This window comes from Escherichia sp. E10V10 (genome assembly GCF_004211985.1).
Classification (GTDB): Bacteria; Pseudomonadota; Gammaproteobacteria; order Enterobacterales; family Enterobacteriaceae; genus Escherichia.
Genome location: NZ_RHJO01000003.1, coordinates 134,755 through 155,800, shown reverse-complemented (window position 1 = coordinate 155,800; position 21,046 = coordinate 134,755). Strand labels below are relative to the sequence as shown.

General features: G+C 46.1%; 19 protein-coding genes. All 19 read right to left on the bottom strand.

All coding sequences use genetic code 11. The features are described 5' to 3' along the window. Positions 1-5: 5 nt before the first annotated feature. Entirely contained in the window at positions 6-1,133 is a 1,128-nt protein-coding gene (locus D9736_RS07180; RefSeq protein ID WP_130258022.1) for a polysaccharide pyruvyl transferase family protein, read from the bottom strand. Continuing rightward, entirely contained in the window at positions 1,130-3,199 is a 2,070-nt protein-coding gene (locus tag D9736_RS07175; protein WP_130258021.1) for a glycosyltransferase, read from the bottom strand. The genes D9736_RS07180 and D9736_RS07175 overlap by 4 nt, the downstream gene beginning before the upstream one ends. Positions 3,200-3,609: 410 nt before the next feature. Then, positions 3,610-5,379: a sulfotransferase family protein gene (locus D9736_RS23565; protein WP_240779329.1), complete on the bottom strand. Its 1,770-nt coding sequence runs from the start codon at positions 5,377-5,379 to the stop codon at positions 3,610-3,612. A gap of 55 nt (positions 5,380-5,434) precedes the next feature. Then, positions 5,435-6,460 carry a UDP-glucose 4-epimerase GalE gene (gene galE / locus D9736_RS07165; protein WP_130258020.1) on the bottom strand — a complete coding sequence of 342 codons (1,026 nt, stop codon included), beginning with the start codon at positions 6,458-6,460 and terminating at the stop codon, positions 5,435-5,437. A 20-nt stretch (positions 6,461-6,480) separates the two neighbouring features. Then, a complete protein-coding gene (locus tag D9736_RS07160; protein ID WP_130258019.1) occupies positions 6,481-7,149 on the bottom strand; it encodes an ABC transporter ATP-binding protein in 669 nt (222 codons plus the stop codon). After that, positions 7,146-7,922 carry an ABC transporter permease gene (locus D9736_RS07155; protein ID WP_130258018.1) on the bottom strand — a complete coding sequence of 259 codons (777 nt, stop codon included), beginning with the start codon at positions 7,920-7,922 and terminating at the stop codon, positions 7,146-7,148. The genes D9736_RS07160 and D9736_RS07155 overlap by 4 nt, the downstream gene beginning before the upstream one ends. 1,172 nt (positions 7,923-9,094) lie before the next feature. Then, positions 9,095-9,631, bottom strand: coding sequence for a GspM family type II secretion system protein YghD (gene yghD, locus D9736_RS07150; RefSeq protein WP_130258017.1), 537 nt, complete (start codon positions 9,629-9,631; stop codon positions 9,095-9,097). A 1-nt stretch (position 9,632) separates the two neighbouring features. Then, the gene (gspL, locus tag D9736_RS07145) at positions 9,633-10,811 is read right to left on the bottom strand and encodes a type II secretion system protein GspL (protein ID WP_130258016.1); all 1,179 of its coding nucleotides are present in this window, start codon (positions 10,809-10,811) and stop codon (positions 9,633-9,635) included. Further along, positions 10,808-11,785, bottom strand: coding sequence for a type II secretion system minor pseudopilin GspK (gspK, locus tag D9736_RS07140; protein WP_130258015.1), 978 nt, complete (start codon positions 11,783-11,785; stop codon positions 10,808-10,810). The genes gspL and gspK overlap by 4 nt, the downstream gene beginning before the upstream one ends. Continuing rightward, positions 11,782-12,387 (bottom strand): type II secretion system minor pseudopilin GspJ, encoded by a 606-nt coding sequence (gene gspJ, locus D9736_RS07135; protein WP_130258014.1) that lies wholly within the window; start codon positions 12,385-12,387, stop codon positions 11,782-11,784. The genes gspK and gspJ overlap by 4 nt, the downstream gene beginning before the upstream one ends. Next, positions 12,384-12,755 (bottom strand): type II secretion system minor pseudopilin GspI, encoded by a 372-nt coding sequence (gspI, locus tag D9736_RS07130; protein ID WP_130258013.1) that lies wholly within the window; start codon positions 12,753-12,755, stop codon positions 12,384-12,386. The genes gspJ and gspI overlap by 4 nt, the downstream gene beginning before the upstream one ends. Continuing rightward, positions 12,752-13,315 carry a type II secretion system minor pseudopilin GspH gene (gene gspH / locus D9736_RS07125; protein ID WP_130258012.1) on the bottom strand — a complete coding sequence of 188 codons (564 nt, stop codon included), beginning with the start codon at positions 13,313-13,315 and terminating at the stop codon, positions 12,752-12,754. Before gspH ends, gspI begins: the two co-directional genes overlap by 4 nt. A 3-nt stretch (positions 13,316-13,318) precedes the next feature. Continuing rightward, positions 13,319-13,774, bottom strand: a complete 456-nt coding sequence (gspG, locus tag D9736_RS07120; protein WP_001087296.1) for a type II secretion system major pseudopilin GspG — start codon at positions 13,772-13,774, stop codon at positions 13,319-13,321. Between the two features lie 16 nt (positions 13,775-13,790). After that, entirely contained in the window at positions 13,791-15,014 is a 1,224-nt protein-coding gene (gspF, locus tag D9736_RS07115) for a type II secretion system inner membrane protein GspF (RefSeq protein WP_097339440.1), read from the bottom strand. Next, positions 15,014-16,507 carry a type II secretion system ATPase GspE gene (gene gspE, locus D9736_RS07110; protein ID WP_130258011.1) on the bottom strand — a complete coding sequence of 498 codons (1,494 nt, stop codon included), beginning with the start codon at positions 16,505-16,507 and terminating at the stop codon, positions 15,014-15,016. The genes gspF and gspE overlap by 1 nt, the downstream gene beginning before the upstream one ends. Next, the gene (gene gspD, locus D9736_RS07105) at positions 16,507-18,567 is read right to left on the bottom strand and encodes a type II secretion system secretin GspD (protein WP_000498829.1); all 2,061 of its coding nucleotides are present in this window, start codon (positions 18,565-18,567) and stop codon (positions 16,507-16,509) included. Before gspD ends, gspE begins: the two co-directional genes overlap by 1 nt. 29 nt (positions 18,568-18,596) lie before the next feature. After that, on the bottom strand, positions 18,597-19,556 hold the full coding sequence (gspC, locus tag D9736_RS07100; RefSeq protein ID WP_130258010.1) for a type II secretion system protein GspC: 960 nt from the start codon (positions 19,554-19,556) through the stop codon (positions 18,597-18,599). 15 nt (positions 19,557-19,571) lie between these two features. Next, positions 19,572-19,982, bottom strand: coding sequence for a type II secretion system pilot lipoprotein GspS-beta (gene gspS2 / locus D9736_RS07095; protein WP_001324279.1), 411 nt, complete (start codon positions 19,980-19,982; stop codon positions 19,572-19,574). A 65-nt stretch (positions 19,983-20,047) separates the two neighbouring features. After that, positions 20,048-20,857 carry a prepilin peptidase PppA gene (gene pppA / locus D9736_RS07090; RefSeq protein WP_130258009.1) on the bottom strand — a complete coding sequence of 270 codons (810 nt, stop codon included), beginning with the start codon at positions 20,855-20,857 and terminating at the stop codon, positions 20,048-20,050. Positions 20,858-21,046 lie beyond the last annotated feature (189 nt).

The window sequence follows — 21,046 nt, the reverse complement described above, 5'->3', positions numbered from 1 at the left end:
TTACATTAAACTTCTTGAAATGTTTTGATTTTTGGCAATCCATTGACTTCAAGATACTCGTTGAAATTATTAAATAATTTATTTATGTTCTTGAAAAATTTGTCATAACTTATATATGACTTAATTTGACTTAATGACATGGAATTAATAGCATCTAAGTCAATACTTGGCAGATTAAAAAACTCAGTCAATTCTAGCGTTCTCGCATCGTGTGTTAGCCATAATGCAGGAACACCACTAAGAACAGAGGCCATATTCACATGGAATCTAGTTCCGAATGTATAATCTACACATTCTCGATTGAACTCATACCACGTTTTTGTATTTCTAAATAATCTATATTTTGTTTTTATATACAAATCTAATTGTTCTTTATTAAGTGAAGACTCATTATTATTAACCATTGATTTAAAGTAATATGGTAACTCAGCGTCTTTTTTCTCTTTAATGAGATCAATATAATATTGATGAGTGCGTTTATTTACTGGCTCAATAAAAAATGAATTGCTTAGTACTGCTCTTTCAAAAAGTTGTCTCTCTGATACTCGTGACAAATTTGTCACATTTATAGACGCTACATTAAAATCTCTTTTAGAATATTTTTCATAAAGGACGCGTAATGCTATTGGATCAGAAAATAAAGATGGACAGCCGGTAACAAACACATTTTTTATATTGGTGCACTTTTCTATTACTTTCTTTGTAAACTCACCTCTTACGCCCAGATACATTGATTTAAAAGACAAAAAATCCAATAATTCAATAGCCTCCTTACAAAGTTCTGCTTTATTTATATCCCGAACACTTGATTGAATACCAAGTCCAAAAACAATAATAGGCACATCATACTGCTTAAGAGAGTCAAGAAGCCTTTTGTATTTATCTGGACTTGGTTTTTCTAATGAAAGAGAGTTAGCAAGGGTAATAATCAAATGAGAGCATGTTTTATTTACAAAATCCTTAAAATTTGTTTCACCTGATAAAATAAAACTACTATCTTTGTAATGTACTGCCCTTGAAAACATCCTTAATGGTGCTTCAGCATGAACCATGTTCCCAGAGTTTTCTGGAATTAAAAGTGGAAAATCGACAGGAAGTTCAGGTAAGCAGCCTATAACGCCTATATTTTTCATTCTAACTTATCCGCCATATTAATTTTTACAATTGAATATTCCCTACTTGAATCATCACTATTAACGGGCTTAAAGAAATATGAATTTATACCTTGACGAGTCAAAGATTCATTTATAACTTTAAAGTGATTATTTTTTTGTGCACCTATTTTTTTTATAGATGTATTATCTCCATGCAATACCCTGTTATAACATATTTTATTTATATGTTTGAATGGCCCCACCTCGCTAAGTTTTAGATAAATATCATAATCAACAGCATTGCTAATCTGCTCATTAAATCCATCCGTTAAATTCCATGCCCTGGCTGTAAACATTCTAAAATGATGGCAAATCATTGCCGTAGTAAATTTCTCTCGCGAGAATTCTGGCCAGTTATAACCATTTTCAATCAACTTTCCTTGACTATCAACATTTCTGTTCGTTGTGTAGACACATACCAAGGATAGATCTCTTTTAAATTCATTTAAACAAAGTTCCACAGCATCAGGTTCGAGGTAGTCATCGGAGTCAAGTTGACCAATATAAAAACCACGGCACAATTTTACTGCTGCGTTGGAAGCAGCTCCAATTCCTTTATTTTTTTGTGTAATAAAACGTACTCGAGGATGATTTCCATAATGTTCTTCTAGAATTCTTAACGTGTTATCCGTAGAACCATCATTACAAATGCATACTTCCAGGTCAGTGATTGTTTGATTCAATGCACTATCGACACAACGTACAATATGGTCCGCACAGTTATAGGCTGGAATATAAATTGATACTAAAGGAACCTTCTTGAGTGTTGAGTTTTCTATTTTGTCCAGTTTTCTATAATAATATGGAACTTTTTCTTGTATTAATTGAATAGTGATAGATTTTCCAGTTGCTCGGTCTGTTTCATTTTCTTTACCTGGCGGTTCCTGATGATATGCCATTGCACCATCCACAGAACGGAAATAACATCCTTCTCTGTACAGACGGTATCCAAACTCGTTATCCTCACCTCCCCAGTGTGTGAATTCTTCATCAAACCAACCTGCACGCTCAAGCCATTTTTTTGCAAATGCTACATTGCCACCGCTGAAATATCGAAATGGAGTATTACAGAGTCTTAAATTATCTGTTTTCTCAAAATGTTCTAATCGCCAATCAACTGATTTACTTCGTTCAATTTTTCCCGCAACTTGGTTATTTGTAATAATTTCGGGTAGTTTCTCAAGCAAGCTTTCGTCTTCAAGGAACTCTAAATAATTATATTTAGTAGTGTCAATGTATTTTCTTGGACCGATCAGAGCTACATCATCATCTAATTCAAGTAACTCCATATAAGATTGTACCCAAAGAGGGTTTGGAGCCATATCGCAATCAAGTATAGCAACGAAGTTGTATCGCGCGGTTCTAAGCCCTAAATTTCTTACTGCACACAATTGATAGCCATAATCCTTCTGGCGTACATACTTAATATCAATTAGTTGCTCAAATTTTCTGATTATTTGTTCTATATTTTCTTTACTTCCATCGTCGGCAACAATTACTTCATAATTAAATTTTGTTTTTTGGTTACAAAGGCAAGCTAACGTTATTTCCAATATTTTTGAACGATTGAAGGTCGGTACGACAATACTGAGACCATCCATATTTTCATTCTTACCCTTCCCCTCTTTTACTGATTTTTTTTTGGATAGCCATTTAAAATCATTAGTACTTTCTGGTAATTGGAATAAGTTCAAATCTTTTGGCCAATCAGAAGGTACAGGATTTATAGTTTTCGTTTCTGCTGTTTCTGATTTTCTTATAGTTTCTTTATGATATTTTATTATTAATTCACTAATCTCCTTTTCATTTAATTTTTTAATATTAGAGTTTGAATACATGATCTGGGTTGCGGGGTCCCACTCAATATTTTTTTTTGCTTCGATAGTGTTAATGTCACCAAAGGCCTGCAATGCATTTTTACATAAAATTATATTTGCCTTAACCCAACTAGCATCATATATTTCACCTGCCTTCTCAAATAATGACAATGATTTATGATATTCACCATTCTTATACAATTTAATTGCTTCGTTTAAAATACTCATATCTTTATAACCACCTTAATTTCAGTATATCTATTGCAATTATTTTTTAACTATTGAGTTATTGTAATATTTTATCGATATGGTTGGTAAATTCATAAAGTGTATATTATTTTGAAAGATTTGAAACATATGAATAGGCCGAATAATATCATTTGCAATGGTATACATTAAAAAATAGTCATAAACAGCAGCGTAGATTTAAGCTTGTCTTTTGCGTTAACAATGTTCTGCCATAATTAATACCTCGGACAAAACAACGCCATGTCATTCTTTTTAGTATTAACTCAATTGATATTGAGTATCATTGTGGGCTTTGGCGACTGTTTAACTAATTAATAGTTATGTTTGCAATAATATACGTTACTAAATCATCACAAAAGAAATCATTATGCATAATGATTTTTTATATTTTACTTTATAACTTTATTCTTTTTGGCTTTCTTGAATTGGCGAACAGTTCTGTATATAGAAAATGGAAGAGTTATGAATCCGAAAATTGATCCTTTTTTCTGTACTAGTATTTTCCCCAACATATAAGATAAATGCTGTTTAACTCTATTCGCTTCATGAGCATCGCGGTACATGCACAGTGGTGGAAGATCACTTTGTTTTTCAGAAATATACTGCTTATGCCATATTTTTCGCTCCTTTACTATAGCTATTGGCATACTAATTACACCAAATATAGATTTAGAATGTTGAATCATGATAGCGCCGAGACGATATTCCAGTCCTTCTTTAATTCGCTCAGCTGCTCCATATAGTTCTGGAAATTGCTGTTGTTTCAGCTTTTGATTTTCCAAATAATATTGTTCTAGTTTTTCCTGAACTAGATGCAACTGCGTTAGCATCAAGTTTTTTTCTTTAGTAATTCTATCTAATTGTTGTTTTTGTAGATCTTGATTAGATTTTTCTTTCGCCAACTGATTATTAAGATCATCTAAATGTTTTTTTAATTCTTTAACATCAGAACTATCTTTCTCTTTAGTATTTTGGTTATATTCAATTTTATTTTTTAAATTATGGAATTCATTCTCAATAAATCGTAACTCTTTCTCTTTTTTACAAATAAAAGAAGTTTGTTTTTTTAATTTGCTTTTTAATTTTCGGTTTTTTGCATGCAGTTCTTTTTTTCGCGCATAATAATGTTCAAACTTTTCTTTCATCTGATTTAATTGTGATGAAAGTAGATAATGTGCCTCTGTTTGTTGAGCAAGGTCAATTTTATAGTCAATAAGAGAAGTTTTATAAAGTTGGTGCAGTTTTGAAATTATTTCTATTGTAATCAATCTTTGTTGAACCAAACCGGTCCAAATAGTATTGGGATTAAGTTTTTCCTCGTTACCTGAAAGTGCAGGGATATCTGCTTCTAATTGAAGCTTTCTGTAGAGACATTGACTCTCCGGATATTGAGTTAGTAGCATTTTTAATAAATAATCTTCAGCAATATTTTTATTGAAGAATTTATCACCTATTTTAATATCAATACCAGAAAGGGCCATAATTTCTTGTTTTGCCTCTTCATCTATTAATAAAGGTGATGCGGATGCTTGTTCGCTATAAGAATGAATACTTGTATTTATACACTCTTGAAAAGAGCATATATTTAGCGTTTTTTTTAGTACTGATTGTAATTTTTCTAGAAAACCTTCTGTGTTATTTTTAATTTGACCTGTGCTGATTAATAAACAGCGCTCCCGGTTTTTAGAATAAAAATCAAGCAAAGCAGTATTATAAGCTATCCAGTTATCAATTAAATGCTCTATCGTGTTATTAATAAATGACTCTTGACTATTAGCTGCTTGCTCCAGGACTGATCTTGGGTGATCATAAACCAGAATGAAAGTTAGGTTTTCATCGAGTGATGCCCAGTAATCTAACGTATAAATAGCATACGGATCTGACCATCCCCAGAAATTCCGCTCTAAATTATTAAGAAATAAGTCTAGAGCCATACCATGCCAGACAGCAGAGACCTGTAAAGGAGAAAATTCAGATATATTGGTAACTTCACTGATCTTGGGAGCATTATATGCTTTACAAATAATTTTAGTTATGTCTTGTGGACTTAGATTTTCTCGTTTTGATAAGCGCGGAATCCCCATTCCATATTGAAGAGAAATTTTTTCGACAATATCTAAATTTGAATTTGGGTGCCCAACTATAATTATTTTGTTCATCAACTTACTCTGCTTAATAAATTATGTGCATTTAATATATTTTTAATAGCAAATATTATATATCATTATAACCATTGGGATTTTTCAATTGCCATTGCCATGCGTCAGCTAACATTTGCTCTAAACTTCGTTTCGCTTGCCATTTTAAACATTTATTGGCTCTCAACGGAGATGACCAAGATTCAGCAATATCCCCCTCTCTCCTTTCCGTTATTTCATAAGGAATGGTTATACCTGATATTTTTTCAAAGCAAGAGATTAGTTCTAATACAGAATACCCTTTCCCTGTCCCCAAATTGAATGCATGGTAATTAGTTTGATGATTATTAGAAATATACGACAGAGCGGCTTCATGTCCCTCTGCCAAATCCATTACATGTATATAATCCCGTACACCTGTCCCATCTTTTGTAGGATAATCCCCCCCAAAAATCATAAGTTTTTCTAGTTTACCGATTGCAACTTGTGTTATATAAGGAACTAAATTACTCGGTATATCAGATGGGCTTTCTCCAATCATTCCTGATTCATGAGCACCTATTGGATTAAAATATCTCAGGCAAATGAAATTCATATTTCGGTATGTTCTTGCAATATCCCTAATCATTAACTCTGATATATATTTCGATGTGCCGTAAGGATTTAAAGTACCACCTATAGCACAATTTTCAGTAATAGGTATTATATTACCATTACCGTAAACTGTTGCAGAAGAACTAAAAATAAAGTTAGCAACGTTATTCTTGATGGCGAGATTAATTAGATGTAATGTTCCTAATACATTATTATTATAATAAAAATCTGGTTTTTTTAATGATTCTGCAACAGACTTTGCTCCAGCAAAATGCATTATACATTCAATCTTATGTTTTTTTATTATTTCAGAAACACTGTCTTCATTATTTATATTTAGCTCATATAATATAACTTTTTTTTTAGTGATAGCTTCAACCCGTACAATGGACTCTTTGGATGAATTACTAAGATTATCAATTATTATAACATTATGCCCTTTATTTAACAGGCATAAAGTCGTATGTGAGCCAATGTAGCCGGCCCCACCTGTAACTAATATATTCATTATTACCTCGAAATTAAATATCAGTGCTTATTTCTTTCTTTTTTATATTCCTCTATCCCGCCCTGAACATCTTCATGAAAACTAACCGCGTTATCATTTTTAAACACAATGGCCACATCACAAAAATCTTTCAATAAATTCATACTATGCGATACCATTAAAAAACTAGATTCTTTATGCCTTTCTTTAAACAATTGAGCGCACTTTTCTTTAAACCTGGCATCACCGACTGCGGTTACTTCATCGACGATATAATAATCAAACTTAAATGCCATACTTAAACCAAAGCCCAGGCGAGATCGCATACCTGAGGAGTAAGTTTTAATCGGCATATCAAAGTACTTACCGAGCTCGGCAAATTCTTCAACAAACTCAATTTTCTCTTTCAGTTCTTCTTGCTTCGCGTATAACCGCGCAACAAATTTTACGTTTTCGCGTCCGGTTAAACTTCCCTGAAATCCACCAGCAAGGCCGACTGGCCATGATATTGTTTTATTGGTGATGATCTTTCCACTGTCGGGGCGGTCAATGCCGCCAATCATTCTCAGTAACGTAGATTTACCCGCTCCGTTGCGACCAATAAAGGCAACGCTTTTTCCTGAAGGGATTTCAATATTTAAATCCTTAAAGACATAGTGTCGCCCCGTTGGCGTGCGATATGACTTCGTCAAATTCTCAATCTTAATCATGATGTCAGCATTGCCTCTTCACGCGTTCGGTATAACGCCAGACCGATGAACAGGGTGACCAGAGTAAACATTGCCAGGTAGTTCAGACTCACACCTTCGCTGATATAGCCAGGCATAACTGCCTCGCGGCTTAACTCCACGACATGCACTAATGGGTTCCAGAGTAGATATGACCAGTATTGCTTTGGAATCGAGTGTAGAGGGAACATGATGCAGGAGATGAAATACAGCGGCTTAAGCAGTATCGGCAGGACCTTTTGCATTTCAGGGAAGGTTTTGCCAACGACCATGAATATTAAGCCGACGCCACATGAAAGAATGATCAGCAGACTCCAGGTAAGCACAAGTTGTAAAAAGTTTGTTATTTCGAAATATTCGCCTGCCATCCAGACGATAAGCATGAGCAAAATATAAACAGTAACGTAAATCAGTGTCTCAAGCAGTGCGCGTGCAATGATCGTATCGATAGGTTTTACTGGTCGATAATTAAACAACCCCTGGTTCGCTTCAATAGCACCTACAGAACGTTTGCTGATACTGCTAAAGATAAAAAAGGGAATCAGGCCATTAAGTAAAAACACCGGGAATGAGATGTCTGGCATCGTGCGGTGCATAATGTAACCAAAAATGCCCAACAGTATCAGCAAATGCGCAGAGGGTTCGAGAATCGCCCACAGATATCCCAGACGGAACTTACCAAAGCGTGTTCGTATTTCTCGTAGAAATAATGCCTCTACGGTGACTTTCTGGACTTCAAATCCACTTCTTGCCATTTGGTGATGTGATCCTATTCTCTTCAGGTATGCTACCGCCCCTGGCTTAACAGCTACCAATACACTGGAGGTAATACTTGTTTGTGACTGGATAAAATTCACTCAGACGGTTTGACCTTTTTAATAGCCGCAAACAATTTCAGCAGAAATTATTTCCGCAGGGATAAATAGATCTATTTCCGTCTCGTTTCTTCTAATCCATTCTTCAGGCATGAATGTATTCGGTCTTCTGGTAATTTCAGAAAACTTGCCGTTTCAGAATGTAGAGTTAATTTCTCAGGAAATTATTTCTACCTCTTTTTGCTTAACCAATATGGCTTGAAAAAGACGTAAAGCAGCATGCGTTCTGGATTACTCCGGAACACACTTATTCAAAATGGGCCACTAATTTCGCAAGAAATTATTTTTTACTATTACTGTTAACTACTTGATTATAATACCACCTATGAATTTTATGCGTAACAACACCTGCAATCTGTCTCAAACCAGAACGCATGCGATTGATTACCAATAAATTGTTTAGCGAGAAACTATTTCCCTATTTAAAATTCACTCATGTACTTCTTATTTATATCTACAGCACCCTCTTCACAGCCATACTTGTGATTTATATCACATTTAAATGGTGTTATTTAAGTCGCATCAATAATCCCAGAGGTAATTATTTTCGTCGATTAAAATATACATCTTGATTATTTTGTGTATTTATTTTAACCAATGTCACAACCAACATCATCCCTCAGTAGATATACCTGAGCAGACTTTTCTTAAAATCGACGAATAGTTTCTTTGGAAATTATTATGCTTATTTGAAATTCCCTTTCTGATTATCTCCAGGAATTTTACTAATTTCCAGGCTACACAAAATACAGATCACACAAGAATTATCCTATATGTTTTGGCCTATCAATTGTTACCCAATGATTTATTGCAGCTATTAATAATCATAATGTGTCAAAACACTTAAGCAACTTTACAGTCTGAGAAAGGTGTCGATTCACAAGAACTACATGGTGAAAAACGAATTCCTACAGTATTGTCGAACATTCCGTGGTGGTCTGGAGGGAGATAATTCTTGCTACATCGGAACTCAGCCCGGTGAGCGGGTTTGACAGTTCCGCACTCACCATTGGGCTAAGGGTTATCAGGTGGGGTTAAGGAAATGGCAATACCTACCCCCGCCCAAACTCCAGTCGCTGCACATTCACCATCCCTGGCTTCTCTCCTGCGCTGACGTCAATTTGTGTCACCCGCAGCGCATACTTTTCATCCAGCGCGTTTAACCAGTTCAGCAGGTCATGAAACACCACAGGTTCTATCCAGACCTGAATATTCTCCCCGCGCTCGGCTATCCGCTTGATGACCACGGAGTGCGCGGAAGCACTGTCACTGATGACCCTCGATACCTGCGCAGGCGTTGTTGTAGCAGATTTTCGCGCCGCAATAATATCCGGCGCGGTGCTCTTCATCCGGGCGTTCATCGCCACCAGTTGCTGCAACATCGTCTCCTGTTGCTCAATCCGTTCGCTCAACGGCTGCCAGATGAGGACGTAATATCCGGCGCAAAACAGGAACACTGCCGCAGCCAGTAACATGCCTTTTTCACGCGGCGAACGCCCCGCCAGGTGTTGTGCCAGCCAGTGTTCGCCACGGCTTAACTGGCGTTCACGCCATTGCTGAAAATGGTGAATGATTTTATCGCGTAACATGTTATTTCCTCCGCAACGTTACGCCGCCGGAAACCGCATCACCCTCTTTCTGTAACACGTCCTGCTGCACCACAAAATCTGCCGCCAGCGCGGTACGCAGTTTGTCGAAGCTGGCAAAGTTCGCGGCCCGTAGCTGGAGGTGAAGTGTCTGGCGTTTTTGATCAAAGGTGAAACCGCGCATCTCAATGTCGGAAAGTGACGCTGATTTCAGGGTACTGGCAACCGCAGACAACCCGGCGAGCAGATCGGTATCGTCGCTCTGTGGGCGATATTTTTTCAGCGCCATCGTCACCTGAGAGCGCAAATTAACAATCCGTTTTTGCTCCGGGAACAGCGTTAAGAACTGTTTCTCCGCCTGGGCGTGACTTTGCGCCACCTGCTCGCTGACGCTCCATAATGTCACGCCCCGCTCCATTGCCAGCGCAACCAGAATCAGCAATACCGGCAGAATCATCACCCGCCAGCGCGCCCACTGTTTTCGGTAACTTACGCGAGGCTGCCACGGTCCTGTCAGCAGGTTCCCTTCTGGTTCGCTATAAGTGGTAATGGCTGACTGAGCCGTAACCGTCAGACGTCCGGCGTCTGCGCCAGCCCATGCAGATAGCTCTTCCGGCGCGATCCCGACCACGGTTAGTGAAATCGGTAAATCCTGCTTATTGAGCTGGGCGCGGAACATGACCGGAGCCAGCGCCAGCCCGGCGCTCCATCCCCGGCATTCATCGATGCGGCAAATAACACGTTGCGCATCGCCAGCCATATAGCCACAAGGAATGGACATCCAGTCCGGTGCAACGGTGGCGCGGGTAATGCCGTTTGCCTGCAACCACTGCGCAATGTTGCGCATATGCTGCTGGTGAATCACTGCCACGGTTGCCTGTTGTTGGTCGATTTTCAACGCGGCAAAATGCAGTTCGTCGATATCCTGGTTCAGCTCTTCTTCCAGTAAGGCGGGCAGAATAGTTGGTATCTGCTTGCGGGGGATATCAGGCAATTCAGCCTGCCAGACGCTGATCCATTCGCCGGGAATGTAGAGTCGAATCGCATCAGTTTGCAGCCATTGCTGAAGCTGTTCGTTAGCGACGTCAGGCCAGATGCCGTACTCCACATCGGCGGTACGGTGCTGCCAGCGGATGGGATCAGTGGCGCAAAGCGGGAAAAAAATCTCAAGCATGGAACTCACTCACTTTCTCCTGTCTGATGCCAGAGAACCGAAAAATGTTGTGGCCCCATGCGGACAATTAACGAGTTCATCGTCAGTTCAGTCTCATTCACGGTGATATCTGAACGCAGCCAGAAGTAATTGCTGTCCACGCTCAGGACGGTTTTTAGCTGTTTTTTAGTACGCTCATCGACGTCAGCGAGTAGCGGCTGTGCGAGAAACTGATCGACATCTTCCCAGCCCTTCGCCGGACGTTGTTGTAATAATGCCCGCGCCTGAACAGGGCTTAACCACGGGTCAAACAGTGCCTCAAGAATCACGCTTTGCGCGACGTCTAAGGTGTTGATGTTAATTTGCTGGCGGGTCATCGGCAGTGCACAGACCAGCGGTTGCAGTTTTTGATAGAGTCCAGCATCCATTCCCTGCACAACGCGCATTTCGCTGATATCGGCCAGCGGTTGATTGGCGGCGTAGAACGGCACCGAACGGGCGAGATACTCGCTGTCTTCACGGCCCAGACGCGTCTGCACGCTGCGGTCTTCGTCAATAAACTCCCACAGGCTTTCGGCTATCAGTTCGGCCCGATAAGCAGGCACATCCAGGCGCGAGATCAGGGCAATCAGTTGTTGTACCGCGAGCGGACGCGACGCCGTCGTCGGCTGAGCAAGGGCATTCAGGTTAAAGCAGGCCTGTGCGTCACGCAGAGTGACGGCGATTTGCCCCTGCGGCAGTGGGAATAAACGAGGGCCAGAAGCCCACGGTTGTGCCAGATGCACGCGCTTTTCATTTTTCAGGCTCAGACTGAGTGCGCTCAGCGCCAGGCTTTCTGCACTGGCGCTGTACCACAGCGCCTGCTGATACTCCTGCTGGCTGCGCGTTCGCCCAAGTTGTTGCTGCATCCGCCCGGAAAGTGTGATGGTTACCAGCATCATAACTGCCAGCAATACCAGCACCACGACCAGTGCCATTCCGCGTTTTGGTGGTGAGATGATCATGATAATTGCGGCCCGCGTAACAACCAGATGCGTTCAATATCGCCCCATTGCGGCGAATGCAGGGTCATACGCACCGCCACGGGGATCGCCTGAAGTGATGACCAGGTTTCCTGCCAGCGCGTGCCGTCGTAGAACTGCAAACGGAGCGAATCCGCCGGAATCAATTTTTGCATTGTCGGCTTCACACTGCCTGCTGCGTCGGTCAGCGGCCAGGATAACCGTTCGAGATAACCGTCATGAATGCGGTAACCGACGGTGAGCAGATTACTGCGCGGCAGACGCATCAACGGATTGACCACGCCGCCGCGCACAAAGCGCATCCCTTCACTCTCAGACGCCAGCACGCCAGCGCCAGCCAGTAACGCTGGTTCACGCTGGCCCTGCTCGCCTCTTACCGGACGCGGCATCATTTGTGTCAGATCGTGGGTCAGAAAACTCATCGTTTGCTGCATGAGGTTTAGTTTTTGATCGTGTCCGGCGACGGCACTATTCACGCGTGTGACGCCGTTTGTCACCTGCTGCGCCATCAGTGCCAGCGAGGCAAAAATGGCAATTGCCACCAGCATTTCCAGTAACGTGAAACCAGCGCGAGTCCTTCTCACTGTTGGCCTCCCACGGCGCTAAACCAGGCGCGTCGTGACTGAATCACCGACGAAAAGTCTTCGTGACGGCTGACTTCAATATCCACTGCCTGGAGCAGCGCGTTACCTGTATTCAGCGGTGTGGTTCGCCAGTACCAGCGGCTTCCAGCCATATCGCTCTCGCCCTGATGCCTGACAGCACGTTGTTCGCGGGTCATCAGGTAGAGCAATGCGGTCTGGTTTTCAGCTACCCAGCCCGCTACCGTTTTCTCCTCAAGCACCTGCTGACTGTTCAGCGCGCCGCTGGCAATCTGTAACACCGCCGTGGCAGCCAGCGCAAAAATCGCCAGCGCGAGCATCACTTCCAGCAAGGTAAATCCGCGCTTCATGGCATCCTCTCATCACATTGATTGAGGGATAACGCGCCATCGTGCGCCAGTTTTACCGCCCAACATGCGTTTTGCGCCGCCGAGTAGAAGCGCAGCGTAAACGGCGTACCGGGTTCAAAAGGCGAAAAACGGATCTGCGGCGTCTTCTTTTTCGCCTCTTTTTGCAGCTCCAGTTCAATATCGTGCAGCGTCAGGCGGCGACGTTGCAGCTCCAGCGTATATTCCTTCTGCCAGATATCACTTCCGGGTTGTAACAGCATCTGCACCTGTTTCGGCACCGTAACCTGTGCCGATAAGCGGGTCGCAGAAACGGGCAACCACTGCCCCTGACGACGCTGCATAAACTGGTATCCCGGCGGGTCGATTAGCACACCGAGTGTTTGCCCTTCGATCACTGCCCTGTCCTTAAACTGCGCAAAGCGAGTCAGAAAATCCTGCGCCGCTTTTTTCGCAGGCGGCTCCGAATCGGTCGCAAACGTCTGTACCACGCCCGCACTGGCAAGGCCGATAAGGAAAATCACCAACATGATTTCCAGAAGTGTGAATCCGCGTTCAGGCACTGCTTACTGAAACTCCTGCAAATTCCAGTTACCGATATCTGCGCCAGCGCCTTCCCCGTTTTCCTGACCATCCGCCCCCAGGGTATAAACATCAAACAGTCCTTTTTCACCCGGGCTGAGATACTGATAATCATTGCCCCACGGATCCTTTGGCAGTCGTTTGATGTATCCACCGGTACGGTAGTTGCGGGAATCCGCCATATTGGCTGGCTGCTGGATCAGCGCCTCAAGCCCCTGCTCGGTAGTCGGATAACGCCCGTTATCCAGTCGGTACATATCCAGCGCGTTTTCCAGCGCCACGATATCGCTGATGGCTTTTTGCCGATCCGCTTTCTCTTTGTTGCCCAACAGGTTAGGCACCACCAGACTTGCCAGGACGCCAAGAATAACAATCACTACCATCACTTCCAGCAGGGTAAAACCTGCCCGTGGTTTTTGTGTGCGGGATAACGAATTCATGTGATAACTCCGTAAATTACATTCCAACCATATTGTTCAGTTGCAGCATCGGCTCGAGGATGGCGATGACGATAAACAGCACCACGCCCGCCATCATCACCACCAGCGCAGGCTCAAACAGCCCCAACGCCAGCCCCACCTGGGTATCAAATTCCCGCTCCTGGTTAACTGCGGCCTGTTCAAGCATGGTTTCCAGCTCGCCGCTCTGTTCGCCGGAGGCGATCATGTACAGCATCATCGGCGGGAACAGGCGCAACTCCGCCAGCGCAGCGCGCAGACTGCTTCCTTCGCGGACGCGATCTGCCGCCAGCAGCAGTTGTTGCTCGACATAGCGATTTGCCGACACAGCGGCAGCGGTCTGAATGCCTTCCAGTAGCGGAACACTGCTGGCGGTGAGGATGCTTAATGTGCGGGAAAACCGCGCCGTATTCAGCCCGCGCGCAACACGCCCCGTCACGGGCAGGCGCAGCACGGTTTTGTCCCAGCGCAGGCGCATAGCAGGATTTTTGAGTAGCCGTTGCCCCAGCACCAGAAGCCCCAGCAATCCCGCCAGCCAGTAAACGCCGCTGGCCTGTAACGCGTCGCTCATAGCGATGAGCATTCGGGTGGAGGCGGGTAGCGCGTGTCCGAGATGATCAAACTGTTCGATAATTTTCGGCACTACCGCCGTCAGCAAAATAGTGACCACGCCCGTTGCCACCACCAGCAATACCAGCGGATAGAGCATGGCCTGCAACAATCGTGATTTCAGGCGCTGGCGCTGTTCGGTGTAATCCGCAAGGCGATTGAGCACCACGTCGAGATGCCCGGATTTTTCTCCGGCAGCCACCATCGAACAAAACAGGGAATCAAAGACGCGGGGATGTTCGCGCAGGCTGTCCGACAGGGTATAACCTTCCTGAATCCGGCTGCGCAGCGCCATACCGAGGCTTTTTACATGCAGTTTTTCACTTTGCTCACTGACCGCCTGTAAGCAGGTTTCCAGCGGCATTGCTGCCTGTACTAACGTTGCCAGTTGACGAGTGAACAGCGCCAGATCTGCCGCCGCCACGCGACGATGTGCGTGCCGCCGACGCTGCAACATTCCCCCTGCCGATGCATTCATCCGGGCTTCAATGTGCACGGGAATGAGGTCTTTACCGCGCAACAACTGGCGGGCATGACGCGCGGAATCCGCCTCAATCATGCCTTTGGTCTTGCGACCATTACGCTCCAGCGCCTGATAGTAAAACAGTGCCATTACGCCTCCATGGTTACCCGCAGAACTTCATCGAGAGAGGTTTCTCCGGCGAGCACTTTCTCAATGCCGTTGCTGCGGATACCCGCAGAGTGTTGCCGGACATAACGTTCCAGCTCCAGTTCCCCGGCCTGACGGTGGATCAAATCACGCAATGTGGCGTCCACCACGATCAGCTCATGGATGGCAGTACGTCCGCGAAAACCTTTGTGATTACAGGCGGGGCAGCCCTGCGGATGGTACAGCGTGACGGTTCGCGCATCGGTAATCCCCAGCAGGCGTTTTTCTTCGTCAGTGGCAGGCGCGGCCTGGCGGCAGTCGGTGCACAGCGTGCGAACCAGTCGCTGCGCCATCACGCCCGTCAAACTGGAAGAGAGCAGGAAAGGCTCAACGCCCATATCCTGCAAACGCGTGATCGCCCCCACCGCCGTGTTGGTATGCAGCGTGGAAAGTACCAGGTGTCCGGTCAATGACGCCTGAACGGCGATTTCTGCGGTTTCGGTATCGCGGATTTCACCGACCATCACCACATCCGGGTCCTGACGCAAAATCGCGCGCAGCCCACGGGCGAAGGTCATCCCGACGCGGGTGTTGACCTGCGTCTGACCGATCCCTTCAATCATGTATTCGATGGGATCTTCAACCGTGAGAATGTTGCGCGAATGGTTGTTCAGCTCCTGCAATCCGGCGTACAGCGTGGTGCTTTTGCCGGAACCCGTCGGCCCCGTAACCAGAAAGATACCGTGCGGTTTATGCAGTAGCTGGCGCAACTGCGCGGTCAGTTCGTAACTTAAACCCAGACGCTCCAGCGTCAGGCGGGCCTGGTTTTTGTCCAGCAGTCGCAGCACCACGCGCTCGCCCCAGGCGGAAGGCATGGTGGAGACACGCACATCAATCGCCCGACCGCCCAGCAGCAGCGCAATACGTCCATCCTGCGGTACGCGCTTTTCGGCGATATCCAGCCGCGCCATCACCTTGATACGCGATACCAGCAGCGAGGCCAGTTTGCGCCCCGGGCGCAGCATTTCATGTAATGTGCCGTCAACGCGAAAACGGATCACCAGACTCTTTTCAAACGTCTCGATGTGGATATCCGAAGCGCCTTCTTTAATCGCCTCTGCCAGCATGGCGTTGATCAGTTTGATGATCGGCGCATCGTCGTCGCTTTCCAGCAGATCTTCCGTTTCCGGCAGTTCTTCAGCAAGTGTAAAAAAATCCTCGGTGGAACCGAGATCTTCCATCAGCTGCCGAGCCTCGGAAGAGTCACGCTGCCAGACCGCATTCAGCCGCTGTTCAAATTCGGCTTCGTCGATTTGCCGCAGCGTAAAGGGCGCGTTCAGCCCCCGCTGCAGCTCCTGCAAAACAGAGAGCGACAACGGATGCACATGGAGGATCTCCAGCGACGCTTCGCACCACGCCACCAGGCTAAACCGACGGCTGAAACTGTAGGGCAGACGCACGGTGTTAGCGGTGGTTTCCTGTGCTTCAGGCACCATTAACGCGTTCTCCCGGCATTGAGGAACGCGCGTACTTCCGGCGGCAATGCCTGGTTTTGCGCTGGCAGTACCGGCTGCGCAGTGTGCGGCATCAGGCTTAAGCCTTGCTCATCACGATAGATCTGTTCGGCACGCATATAGTTATATTTACGCTGCGACACACCGTCTGCCGCCATACCGTCACGCAGAATGGTTGGACGGATAAACACCATCAGGTTACGTTTTTCTTTTTTATCCGCAGTGGATTTAAACAGGTTACCAATCAATGGGATATCGCCCAGCAGCGGCACTTTCGCCACGCTTTCTCCCGCCTGGTCGTCCATCAGACCGCCAAGCACAATCAGCTCACCATCGTTAGCCAGCACGGTGGTTTTCAGTTTGCGCTCACCAAACACGACGTCGAGGCTGGTCTGCCCTTCCACCTTCGAGACTTCCTGCTCAATCACCATCTGTACCGCGTTACCTTCGTTAATCTGCGGCGTGACTTTCAGCATGATGCCGACTTTTTTCCTCTCTACTGTGTTGAAAGGATTGCTGTTATTGGAACCAACGGTAGATCCGGTTAATACCGGAACATCCTGGCCCACCATGAAGAAGGCTTCCTGGTTGTCCAGCGTGGTGATGCTCGGCGTGGAGAGCACGTTCGAGCTGGAGTCGTTTTTAACCGCCTGTACCAGCGCCATCCAGTCGCCTTTCACCACGCCAACCGCCGTACCGCTAAAGCCAGAAAGAAGCTGGGCGAGCGTGGAGAGATCGCCGTTAGTATCCGGGTTAATGGTGGTGGCGCCGTTTTCACTGATCACCGTCGAGCCTTTCTGCGGTTTCGCCTGAGAAATGGCTGCCCCCAGCGTACCGATAGGGATCTGCGTACCGTTAGCAAACTGCATTAATCCGGCATCTTTCGACGCCCACTGCACGCCGAAGTTGATATTGCTGCCTTCGGCAACTTCCACGATCAACGCCTCGACATGCACCTGAGCACGGCGAATATCCAGTTGTTCAATCACGCTTTGCAGCGACTGCATGATGTCCTGCGGCGCAGTAACAATCAGGGCATTACTGTGTTTGCTGGCGGCGATGGAGACAACCTCACGCCCGCTACCGACCGTGCCTTCCGCCTCTTCTTTAGCCGCCGTGAGCGTGCCGCTGACCTGCTTCAGCACATCGACCAGATCTTCCGCTTTGCTGTATTTGAGATAGAACACCTGGCTGTTGCCGCTACGCTCCATTTCTGAATCCAGGCGACGGATCAGGCGGCGCATTTTGTCTCGCGTGGCGGGGTCACCACTGACAATCACGCTGTTGGTGCGTTCGTCGGCGACAATTTGAGATTTCAGCGTCGCAGGCTGGTTCTCGCCGCTATTTTTGGTCAGGCTTTCCAGCACGCGGGCGATTTCCGAAGCCGAGGCGTTATCCAGCGGGATCACCTCTTCGGTGCGATTACCCGCGTGATCCACGCGCTGGATCACTTCCGTCAGGCGCTCCACGACTGAGGCGCGTCCGGTGAGCATAATTACGTTGGAGGGATCGTAATTGACGACGTTGCCTGAGCCTGCGCTGTCGATCATCTGGCGCAGAATCGGTGCCAGTTCGCGTACTGACACATTGCGTACTGGCACCACTTTGGTGACCATTTCATCGCCCGCATAATTGTCGCTGCCTTCACCGACCAGCGGCAACGGCTCGACTTTTGCGGCGCTGGATTTCACCACCTTCAGCACGTCGTTTTCCATCGGTACGACGGCATACCCCTGTGCTTCCAGCAGGTTAAGGAATAGCTGGTAATACTGGCGTTCATTGAGGGGGGTCATGGTGCGAATACTCACTTTCCCCTGTACGCCCGGCCCCATAATGATGGTCTTATTAAGGTTAGCGCCGACGGTTTCGATGAACGATTTCAGGTCGGTATCTTTAAAATTGGCGGTGAAAGTGGCTTCTTCCGCCCAGACCGGTGAACTACATAATGCCGCTGCCAGCACCAGCGGCAGTAAACGCTTTTTTGTTTTGAGGCCAGTTGTCTTCTTACGCCAGACCGACAACGTAATATCACGCCAAAACACGATGAATGATTCTCCTGGATTAAATGCGGTTAGCGCAGCGCGATGGAAATGTCGTAGCGCGCACCCTTGCGTAAAACCGTAAGTTGAATGGAATCCATTGAAGGTAACTGCCGCATTAGAGCAATCATTGCTCGTGGATCAGTGAAATCCTGCTGATTTAGCGCAATGGCGATATCGCCTTCCCTGAAACCGCTGGCATCGAACAGAGAACGATCTGCCCCCGGCTTCACTGCATAACCGACAATTCCCTCCTTACGCACAGGCGTAAGCTGGATATAGTTAAAAATTTTCTGCGGATCTTTCGCCAGTGCCTGACGCACGGCAGTCGGGATCTCAACGGGCGCACTGACAGCAGGCTCAGCAACAGCTTGCTTTGCTTCGTCACTGGCGGCTTTTTTGTTGGTCGCAGCAATGGTGGAACGCTCCTCTTCTGCCAGACTCAGGCGCTCTATTTTTCCCTGATAGCGCAGCATCACATGGTCGCGGTTGATTTCCTCAATCACCGCGTTGTGAGAGCCAAGCCGTTCGCCCTGCAAATAAACCTGTTGTTTGCCGCCTTCTTCAATAACCGCGCCGGGTCTGGCACCAAAGGCGATCCCACGCAGCACCACATTAAGACGCGTTTCTGCCACAGGCGCAGGTTCGGGTTGTTTTACCGGCGCGGCGACAGGCTGATATTTGCCAAACCAGTTTTGCTGGCTGATTAATTGCGCGTCTTTTTTATCGAACGGTTTTGCATCCACACGGGTCGGTTTATTCGCCGATGGGGAAACCTCCGTATATTCCGCAGAAAAGGAGATATAACGCCAGAGTGAATACGCCATTTTTGCAGAAATAATAAGCAGCATCAGCCAGAACATCCCGCGTGCAATTTTGCGCAGATGCTCTTTGTCTGTATTAAGAGTTTGTCTCTGGCTAAGTGTGTGACGAATTTTTGTCAGCCATTGAATGAGATAAATTCGTGCGTCACGAAAAACAACCCGCGCCAATTTATATACCCGACGTTATGCTTTGACTATTCCACAGGTGGTACGATCCAGTTTCCGCTGATACTGGTTACCTGTACGTGTATCATTAATCGTTATGCTGTAATTAATTCCCTCGGTGATCATTAATTTCACCGTTGGGTCAGCGCACATTTGTCGTTGATAGCTGGTTAAAAAGGCGTCAGGCGTCTGCGTGGTCTGAGTACCCGCTTCGCTGATAATGGTCATTTTTACCGTCGTGCCGCTACTTTGCGCCAGCACTAAGGTATATCCCGCAGATTTAATCGGCAGGTTTTGGCTGATATTTTGCGCCTGTTTTTTCGCCAGTAAACTGGCGTTTTCATTATGGCTGGCGCAACCACTTAATAATCCTGTAACGCTCAACAATAGCGATATTAATACCCTCCCTGGCATTTGTTTTATCGACATGGTAAATAATCTCTAAGGTTATTAATAAGAGTTAAAATGTCACTTCGATAATGACGTGGTTATCATTAAAACAATGCCTGTAGATAAAGTGTTGCTATACCGCCCAGACTTAAACACGGTCCAAAAGGCAGTGTGGTTGATCCTCTTTTTGTAATAACGGCATATATCAGGCCGCAGCATGAGGCGATTAAAGCAACATTGGGCAGTGATAACGCCCCCACCCAGCCACCTAAGGCGGCGAACAATAATACATCGCCCATGCCTAATGCTTCTTTACGCAGAACTATTCCGGCTATCCAGCGCAGGGAGTAAAAAGCGATAAACCCCACCAGGACGCCAGTGACTGCGTCTTGTAGCGTGAGCGGACTCTGCTGCGCCCATGCCGCAATCAGCCCGGTCCACAATACGCCCTGAGTAAAAACATCGGGCAGCCATTGGTGATCGAGGTCGATGATGCTCGCGGCAATCAGCCAGGCGGATAATATCATCACCGCCAGCCCCCATCCACTTTCCGGCCACACCAGACTCGCCAGCAAAAAAGCGAGTGCCGTCAATAACTCCACCAGCGGATAACGCTTGCTGATTTTCGCCTGGCAGTCGCGGCAGCGCCCTTTGAGCATCAGCCAGGAGAGCAGCGGAATGTTGTCACGTATCCTGATGGTCTGCTGACAATGTGGGCAGTGCGAGCGTGGCAGCGCCAGGCTTATTTTTGACTGCGCACTCGGCATTTCACCATGAAACTCCGCCATTTGTTGGCGCAGCATGATGGGGTAACGCCAAATCACCACATTCAAAAAACTGCCGATGATCAATCCTCCGACGGTTGCCAGTATGGGCATCACCGCGGGGTATTGCTGAAAAACATCAAAATGCATGGTTAAAGGTTGTTTGTTGTAACTTGCCGGATGCGGCGTAAAACGCCTTATCCGGCCTACGGGTGTCTGCCAACGTAAATAATCGCGGCTTTCCCTCCAGGCCCGGTGCGCCTTATTTCATGCCGGATGCGGCGTGAACGCCTTATCCGGCCTACGGGTGTCTGCCAACGCAAATAATCGCGGCTTTCC

What these genes read in the sequence shown, in the direction of transcription:
- D9736_RS07180 (WP_130258022.1), bottom strand. Translation starts at nt 1,133, where the DNA reads ATGAAAAATATAGGCGTTATAGGCTGCTTACCTGAACTTCCTGTCGAT.
- D9736_RS07175 (WP_130258021.1), bottom strand. Translation starts at nt 3,199, where the DNA reads ATGAGTATTTTAAACGAAGCAATTAAATTGTATAAGAATGGTGAATAT.
- D9736_RS23565 (WP_240779329.1), bottom strand. Translation starts at nt 5,379, where the DNA reads ATGAACAAAATAATTATAGTTGGGCACCCAAATTCAAATTTAGATATT.
- galE (WP_130258020.1), bottom strand. Translation starts at nt 6,460, where the DNA reads ATGAATATATTAGTTACAGGTGGGGCCGGCTACATTGGCTCACATACG.
- D9736_RS07160 (WP_130258019.1), bottom strand. Translation starts at nt 7,149, where the DNA reads ATGATTAAGATTGAGAATTTGACGAAGTCATATCGCACGCCAACGGGG.
- D9736_RS07155 (WP_130258018.1), bottom strand. Translation starts at nt 7,922, where the DNA reads ATGGCAAGAAGTGGATTTGAAGTCCAGAAAGTCACCGTAGAGGCATTA.
- yghD (WP_130258017.1), bottom strand. Translation starts at nt 9,631, where the DNA reads ATGTTACGCGATAAAATCATTCACCATTTTCAGCAATGGCGTGAACGC.
- gspK (WP_130258015.1), bottom strand. Translation starts at nt 11,785, where the DNA reads ATGATCATCTCACCACCAAAACGCGGAATGGCACTGGTCGTGGTGCTG.
- gspI (WP_130258013.1), bottom strand. Translation starts at nt 12,755, where the DNA reads ATGAAGCGCGGATTTACCTTGCTGGAAGTGATGCTCGCGCTGGCGATT.
- gspG (WP_001087296.1), bottom strand. Translation starts at nt 13,774, where the DNA reads ATGAATTCGTTATCCCGCACACAAAAACCACGGGCAGGTTTTACCCTG.
- gspF (WP_097339440.1), bottom strand. Translation starts at nt 15,014, where the DNA reads ATGGCACTGTTTTACTATCAGGCGCTGGAGCGTAATGGTCGCAAGACC.
- gspE (WP_130258011.1), bottom strand. Translation starts at nt 16,507, where the DNA reads ATGGTGCCTGAAGCACAGGAAACCACCGCTAACACCGTGCGTCTGCCC.
- gspS2 (WP_001324279.1), bottom strand. Translation starts at nt 19,982, where the DNA reads ATGTCGATAAAACAAATGCCAGGGAGGGTATTAATATCGCTATTGTTG.
- pppA (WP_130258009.1), bottom strand. Translation starts at nt 20,857, where the DNA reads ATGCATTTTGATGTTTTTCAGCAATACCCCGCGGTGATGCCCATACTG.